Source organism: Oryzihumus sp. (genome assembly GCF_036391795.1).
Classification (GTDB): domain Bacteria; phylum Actinomycetota; class Actinomycetes; order Actinomycetales; family Dermatophilaceae; genus Oryzihumus.
On sequence record NZ_DASVZH010000217.1, the window covers coordinates 1 to 6,517 of the forward strand.

The window sequence follows — 6,517 nt, forward strand, 5'->3', positions numbered from 1 at the left end:
CCGGCAAGGTGCCGCTGCTCGTCGCCGGCGGCCCGCGATTCGAGGAGGGCTCGGCCGGCAAGCTCGGCGTCGACCACATCTTCGGCAAGGGCACGACGCCCGGCGAGGTGGCGTCCTACCTCGTGCACATGTTGGCCGACAAGAAGGAGCACGCCCGATGAGCCCCCGTGCCACGCCCGAGCAGGTCGGCACCACCGTCACCCACCGGCGCTACGTGCCCTACAGCCACGCGCACTATGCGGGCAACCTCGTCGACGGGGCCTACTCCCTGGCGGCGTTCGGCGACGTCGCCACCGAGCTGTGCATCCGCACCGACGGTGACGAGGGCCTGTTCGCCTCCTACAGCGACGTGCAGTTCCTCGCCCCGGTGCGCGCCGGCGACTGCATCGAGATCGAGGCCCGGCTCGAGCGGGTGGGCACCCGCAGCCGGGAGATGAGCTTCGCCGTGCGGGTCGTCGCCCGGGGCAACCCGGAGCGCGGTGAGTCCGCTGCGGACGCCTTCGCCGAGCCCGTCGTGGCCACCACGGCCCGCGGCGTCGTGGTCGTCCCGCCCGCCAGCTGAGACACCGGCCCGAGGCGTCCCCGGCGTGTCCCGCGCGACACGCCGGGGACATCCCCAAATCCTTGTCAACACTGCGGATTCGCCCAACGCGCCGACCTGCGGCAACGCGCGTTTGCGCAGGTGAACACGGGGTTGACAGCACCCGAGGACTGGGTAGATTCCGTGGGGTTGTCCGACACGGATCTGCATCACCAGGGGGACGGGGTAGGAGACAGCTGACGGGGTCCCTGGCGGCTTGCGCGCGCAGCCGCCACGCATTCCAGACCCACGGCGCTGTGTACGCCCGGTGCCCACCCGGAGGGGTGGAGGCGGACGACGGTAGGACCCGCGTGCTTAGTAGACAACAGCCCGCCCCGGCAGCCTGTCGGGTCGGCGCTGGTCCCAACGGCATCGCGGGTCCTTCCGTGTCTCATGGGTGAGTGGCCTAGCGTGTGCCGCGTGCACCGCTATGCCCTCGCCCTGTTCGCCGGACTAGGCCTGTGGCTCGCCTTCCCCTCCCACGACCTGTGGCCGCTGGCACCGGTCGGCGTCGGGTTGCTGGCCCTCGCGACGCGGGGGGCCGGTCCGGGCCGGGGCGCCCTGGTCGGCCTCGTCGCCGGGCTCGCCTGCTTCCTGCCGCTGCTGTCCTGGTCGGGCATCTACGTCGGGGCCGTGCCCTGGGTGGCCCTCAGCGTCCTCGAGGCCCTGTACGTCGCGCTGCTGGGTGCCGCTGCCGGCCTCCTGCAGCGCCCCCGCTCCCCGGGCGGCCGGGCCCCGGTGCGCCCACTCGTCGTGGCCCTGCTGTGGGTCGCCCAGGAGGCGCTGCGCTCGGCCACCCCGTTCGGCGGGTTCCCTTGGGGGAGGCTGGCATTCAGCCAGGCCGACTCCCCGCTGCTGCACCTGGCCTCCCTGGCGGGCGCCCCCGCGGTGACGTTCGGCACGGCGCTCGCGGGCGGGCTGCTGGCGGCCGCCGTCGCGCGACTGCGCTGGGAGGGACCGGGACGCGGCCTACCCGTGTCGGGGTGGCTGGGGGCCCTGCCCGCGCTCGCGGGCGCCGTGGCGCTGACCCTGGCCCCGGTCCTGGTGCCCACCCCCGTCGACGGACCGCGCGCCCCGGTGATGGCGGTGCAGGGCAACGTGCCCCGGGCCGGCCTGGAGTTCAACGCCGAGCGGCGCAGGGTGCTCGACAACCACGCCACCGTCACCCACGCCGCAGCCGCGTCCGTCCGGGCCGGCGCCAAGCCGCACCCCGACCTGGTCGTGTGGCCGGAGAACTCCAGCGACATCGACCCGCTGCGCAACGGTGACGCCGCGGCGGTGATCAACGCCGCGGTGGACGACATCGCCGCGCCGGTGGTCGTCGGCGCCGTGCTGGAGGAGCCCAGCCCGCGGATCTCCAACGCCAGCCTGCTCTACCGTCCCGGCCAGGGGGTGACGCAGCGCTACGTCAAGCAGCACCCGGTGCCGTTCGCGGAGTACATCCCCTTCCGCTCCTTCTTCCGCCACCTCAACGACAAGGTCGACCTCGTCCGCAGCGACATGGTCCCCGGGCCGGCGCCGGCGGTGTTCCGGGTGCCCTCCCGCGCAGCGGGCACGCTCGCGGCGGGCCCGGTCATCTGCTTCGAGGTCGCCTACGACGGGCTCGTGCGCGACACGGTGACCCACGGCGCCAACCTGCTGCTGGTGCAGACCAACAACGCCACGTTCGGCTACACCGACGAGTCCGAGCAGCAGCTGGCCATCTCCCGGGTGCGCGCGGTCGAGCACGGGCGGTCGGTGGTGCACGTCTCCACGGTCGGCGTCAGCGCGCTGATCACCCCCGACGGCGTCGCGCACCAGCGCACCACGCTGTTCACCGCGGCGCTGCTCTCCGGAGCCCTGCCCGTGCGCTCGGGCCTGACCCTGGCCGACCGGGTCGGCGCGTGGCCGGAGCTGCTCGCCTGCGCCGCCGTGGTGCTGTTGCTGCTCGCCCGCGGAGGCCATGGGCTGCGCCGGTACAGTCGGGGCGATCGCACCACCAGTGAAGGACGGACATGACCCACCCTGCGCCCCGCACCGCGGACGCTTCCTCCGACCGCGGCCCGATCGGCCGGGTCGTCGTGCTCATCCCGACGTACAACGAGCGGGAGAACCTGCCGCGCATCGTCGCGCGGGTGCGGGCCTCGGTGCCCGAGGCCGACGTGCTGGTGCTGGACGACAACTCACCCGACGGCACCGGCGAGGTCGCCGACGGCCTGGCCGCCGTGGACGAGCACGTCCGGGTGCTGCACCGCCAGGGCAAGGAGGGACTCGGCGCCGCCTACCTGGCCGGATTCACCTGGGCCCTGGAGCAGGGCTACGACGCCCTGGTGGAGATGGACGCCGACGGCTCGCACCAGCCCGAGCAGCTGCCGTCGCTGCTGGAGGCGCTGCGCAGCGCCGACGTGGTCCTCGGCTCCCGGTGGGTCCCGGGCGGCACGGTGGTCAACTGGCCGCTGTCGCGCAAGGCACTGAGCGTGGGCGGCAACATCTACATCAAGGCGCTGCTGGGCATGCCGGTCGGCGACGCCACCGGCGGCTACCGCGTCTACCGCGCCGCCGCGCTGCGGCTCATGGACCTGCACGACGTCGCCTCCCAGGGCTACTGCTTCCAGGTCGACCTCGTATGGCGCGCCGTGCGTCGCGGGCTCACCGTGCGGGAGGTGCCGATCACCTTCGTCGAGCGCGAGATCGGTGACTCCAAGATGAGCAAGGACATCGTGCGCGAGTCGATGCGCCGCATCACCGCGTGGGGCGCGACCTACCGTGCCGGGCAGTTGCGGGCCCTGACCCGGCGTGAGCCGACCTGGCACCGCCTGCCGCAGTGACGACGCACCCGCCGCGGCGGCGCCGGCCCCGCTGGCTGACCATCGCCTTCATCCTCCTGGTCGTCGTGCCCATCGCCGAGATCTCGGTGATCGTGGCCGTGGGCAAGGCGATCGGCGGGTGGCAGACCTTCTTCCTGCTGCTCGTGGAGTCGGCCCTGGGCGCGTGGCTGGTGCGCCGTGAGGGCTCGAAGACGTGGCAGGCGCTCCGCGTGGCGCTGCAGACCGGGCGGATGCCCTCCAGGGAGCTGACCGACGCGGCCCTGGTCCTCGTCGGCGGCACCCTGTTGCTCACGCCGGGATTCCTGACCGACGTCGCGGGCTTCTTCTTCGTCCTGCCCATCACCCGACCGGTGGCGCGCCGGCTGCTGGAACGGGCCGTGGCCGCCCGGCTGCTGCGCGGCTGGGGCGGGCCCGGGGGAGCGGGCGGCACCGGCGGGGACACCATCGAGGGTGAGGTGCTCTGATCCCGCCACCGGCACGGCATACCGGAACGGGACAGGCGCCGCCACCACGGCGGCCCGGGGCGAGACCTGGTGGGGACAGCACAGACCCCACGCCGGAGGGGGTGGCGTGGGGTCGGACCGTGGCCGTTGAGCGACGGCGGGGTGCTCAGGTCAGGCGGAGCGCTTGCGGCGCGGCTTCTCGCCGCGGGACTCGCGCAGCAGGGCCAGGCGCTCCTGCAGCAGCTCCTCCAGCTCGGGGATGGAGCGGCGCTCGAGCAGCATGTCCCAGTGGGTGCGCGCGGGCTTGACCGCCTTGGCCTCGGGCTCGGGACCGTCGACCAGCTTGGCGTCGAGGCCGCAGCGGCACTCCCAGCTCGACGGCACGTCCGCCTCGATCGAGAAGGGCAGCTCGCTGACGTGACCCTCAGGGCAGACGTACTTCACGAGCTGGCGCTCGCTGGGCACGACGTTCTCGTCGGTCTCCATGCTCAGGGCGCCCAGACGGGTACCGCGCAGTGATCGTTCGGCCATGTCGGAGGTCTCCCAACGTGTTGCTCGCCAGCACAGGTGGTGCGTGGGGGAATCACCTGCTCCAACGCCGGGACCGGGCGCAATGTTCCTGCTCAGCGCCCGGGATCCGAAGTTGTGCAGGGACTGTGAGTCAGACCACGGCGGGCAGCTCGTTGCCGGCCGCGCGGATGCCCTCGGCCATGCGCACCCGCGACAGCAGCACGCCGCCGAGGGCGAAGAAGACGATGAGCGCCACGATCGCCCACCGGTAGGAGTGGCTGAGCTGGTAGACGAGGCCGAACAGGAAGGTGCCGAACCAGCTCGTGCCGCGCTCCATCGCCTGGTAGAGACTGAAGAACTCCGCCTCCCGGCCGCGCGGGATGAGCTGGCTGTACAGCGAGCGCGACAGGGCCTGGCTGCCGCCGAGCACGATGCCGATGAGGACCGCGAGCGCCACGAAGGCGCCCAGGGCCCGGGCCGGCACGAAGAAGGCGACGGTGACCACGAGGGTCCACACGCCCAGGCTGGTCAGGACGACCCGCCATGCGCCGTAGGAGCGGGCCAGCCGCCCGAAGAGCAGCGCCCCGCCGAACGCGACGAACTGCACGAGCAGGAAGACGCCCAGCACCGTGCTCTGGGCGAACTTCAGCTCCTCGATGCCGTAGAGGCTGGAGCTGCCGATGACGGTCTGGATGCCGTCGTTGAAGAACAGGTAGGCCAGCAGGAACAGCAGCGTCTGGGGGTAGCGGCGCAGCTCGGCGAACGTGCGTGCGAGCTGCCGCAGGCTGCCGCCGACGACGCCGGACTGCTGCTCGACCGGGGTGGCGGTCGTGCCCTGGACGTCGCGCAGCCCCAGCACCGGGATGAGGGTGAAGACGCCCCACCACAGGCCGGCCGAGAGCAGGCTCACCCGCACGGCCATGCCCTGGCTCAGGCCGACGGCGTCGTGCACGTTGAGCAGGACGAAGTTCAGCGCCAGCAGCAGCCCGCCGCCGGCGTAGCCCAGCGCCCAGCCCCGGCTGGAGACGTGGTCGCGCTCGTCGGGAGTGGCGATCCGGCACAGCAGCGAGTCATAGATCACCAGCGAGGCGCCGAGGGACAGGTTGGCCACGATGAGCAGCACCACCCCCAGCTGCCAGCTGCTGCCCGCGACCAGGAACAGGCCGCTGGCAGCCAGCGCACCCGACCAGGCGAAGCCGGCGAGCAGCCGGGTCGGCCTGGGGGAGCGGTCGGCGATGGCGCCGACGAAGATGAGCAGGATGGCGGAGACCAGCGTGGAGACCGTGATGGTGAACAGCGCCAGCGACCCCGGTGCCACGGGGACACCGAGGACGGTGAGGTTGGCCCGGCAGGTCGCGGCGTCGGGCAGGCCGGGGCAGGCAGCCGCCTTGGCGACCACGGTCAGGTAGGGGGTGACCAGCACGGTCAGCGTGGTCGTGACGTAGGCCGAGTTGGCCCAGTCGTACCAGTACCACGCCCGTTGGTGCGGGGTGTCGCGTCGGGCCCGTCGGCCGACACCGGAGTCCAGCGCGCTCGTCATGGGCGCAGGCTCTCACGCGGGGCTGCGCCGCCACCTGCATTGGGCGCGTGTCCCGGCCATGGCACGCCTCACTGGGCGAACTCCCAGTGCCACGGCTCGGGCAGCACCCCGGTCGGCTCGGCCCACGCGGGGTGGAACCAGCCGTACAGCGGGGCGTGGGTCTGCATCCACCAGTGGGCGCTGCTGCCGAAGCTCTCCACGCCGCCGCAGAGATCGACGGCCAGCCCCAGGCCGTGGTTGCTCGTGCCGGGGACTGCCGCGAAGCCGGGACGGGAGGCGGCCACCGCGACCTGCCCGGCGTAGGAGCGGTAGGCGTCGGTGACGCATAGGGGCGAGCCGGTCTCCTTCTCGTAGGCCCGGCTCATCGCGTTGAACGCCGCCGCTGCCGCGGGTCGCAGCCCCTTGCCCGGCGCGGCGTACAGGGGGCACAGCGCCGAGGCCGGGATCTGCCCGTTGGGGTAGGTCGACGTGCTGGCGTGGCACGGGGTGCCGGGGTCGCCGAGCACCTGCACGCCCTGGGACCGCAGCGCCTCCGCGAGGCGGCTGTCGGCGGCCCGCGCCTCGGGGTCGTGCGAGCGCAGCAGCGCCCCGCGCACGGACCCGGCGGCCAGCAGCTGGTCGGCCTGGGCCTGGCGCA

At 73.2% G+C, this 6,517-nt stretch carries 7 protein-coding genes; 4 read left to right on the top strand and 3 right to left on the bottom strand.

Annotated features, from left to right (window positions below; translation table 11 throughout):
• Positions 1 to 157: 157 nt before the first annotated feature.
• From VF825_RS13460 to VF825_RS13475, 4 genes are all read left to right on the top strand, one after another.
• Positions 158 to 562, top strand: a complete 405-nt coding sequence (locus tag VF825_RS13460; protein WP_331114118.1) for a hotdog domain-containing protein — start codon at positions 158 to 160, stop codon at positions 560 to 562.
• 438 nt (positions 563 to 1,000) lie between these two features.
• The gene (gene lnt, locus VF825_RS13465) at positions 1,001 to 2,578 is read left to right on the top strand and encodes an apolipoprotein N-acyltransferase (protein WP_331114119.1); all 1,578 of its coding nucleotides are present in this window, start codon (positions 1,001 to 1,003) and stop codon (positions 2,576 to 2,578) included.
• The gene (locus tag VF825_RS13470) at positions 2,575 to 3,387 is read left to right on the top strand and encodes a polyprenol monophosphomannose synthase (RefSeq protein ID WP_331114120.1); all 813 of its coding nucleotides are present in this window, start codon (positions 2,575 to 2,577) and stop codon (positions 3,385 to 3,387) included. The genes lnt and VF825_RS13470 overlap by 4 nt, the downstream gene beginning before the upstream one ends.
• Complete coding sequence (locus VF825_RS13475) at positions 3,384 to 3,851, top strand: FxsA family protein (protein WP_331114121.1); 468 nt, start codon at positions 3,384 to 3,386, stop codon at positions 3,849 to 3,851. The genes VF825_RS13470 and VF825_RS13475 overlap by 4 nt, the downstream gene beginning before the upstream one ends.
• 150 nt (positions 3,852 to 4,001) lie before the next feature.
• On the opposite strand, the gene VF825_RS13480 is transcribed toward VF825_RS13475, so the two are convergent.
• The 3 genes from VF825_RS13480 to VF825_RS13490 form a co-directional block, all read right to left on the bottom strand.
• Entirely contained in the window at positions 4,002 to 4,361 is a 360-nt protein-coding gene (locus VF825_RS13480) for an RNA polymerase-binding protein RbpA (RefSeq protein WP_331114123.1), read from the bottom strand.
• Positions 4,362 to 4,491: 130 nt separating this feature from the next.
• A complete protein-coding gene (locus VF825_RS13485; RefSeq protein ID WP_331114125.1) occupies positions 4,492 to 5,880 on the bottom strand; it encodes an MFS transporter in 1,389 nt (462 codons plus the stop codon).
• A gap of 68 nt (positions 5,881 to 5,948) precedes the next feature.
• Positions 5,949 to 6,517 (bottom strand): M15 family metallopeptidase (locus VF825_RS13490; RefSeq protein WP_331114127.1); only part of this gene is annotated, 569 nt, incomplete at its 5' end.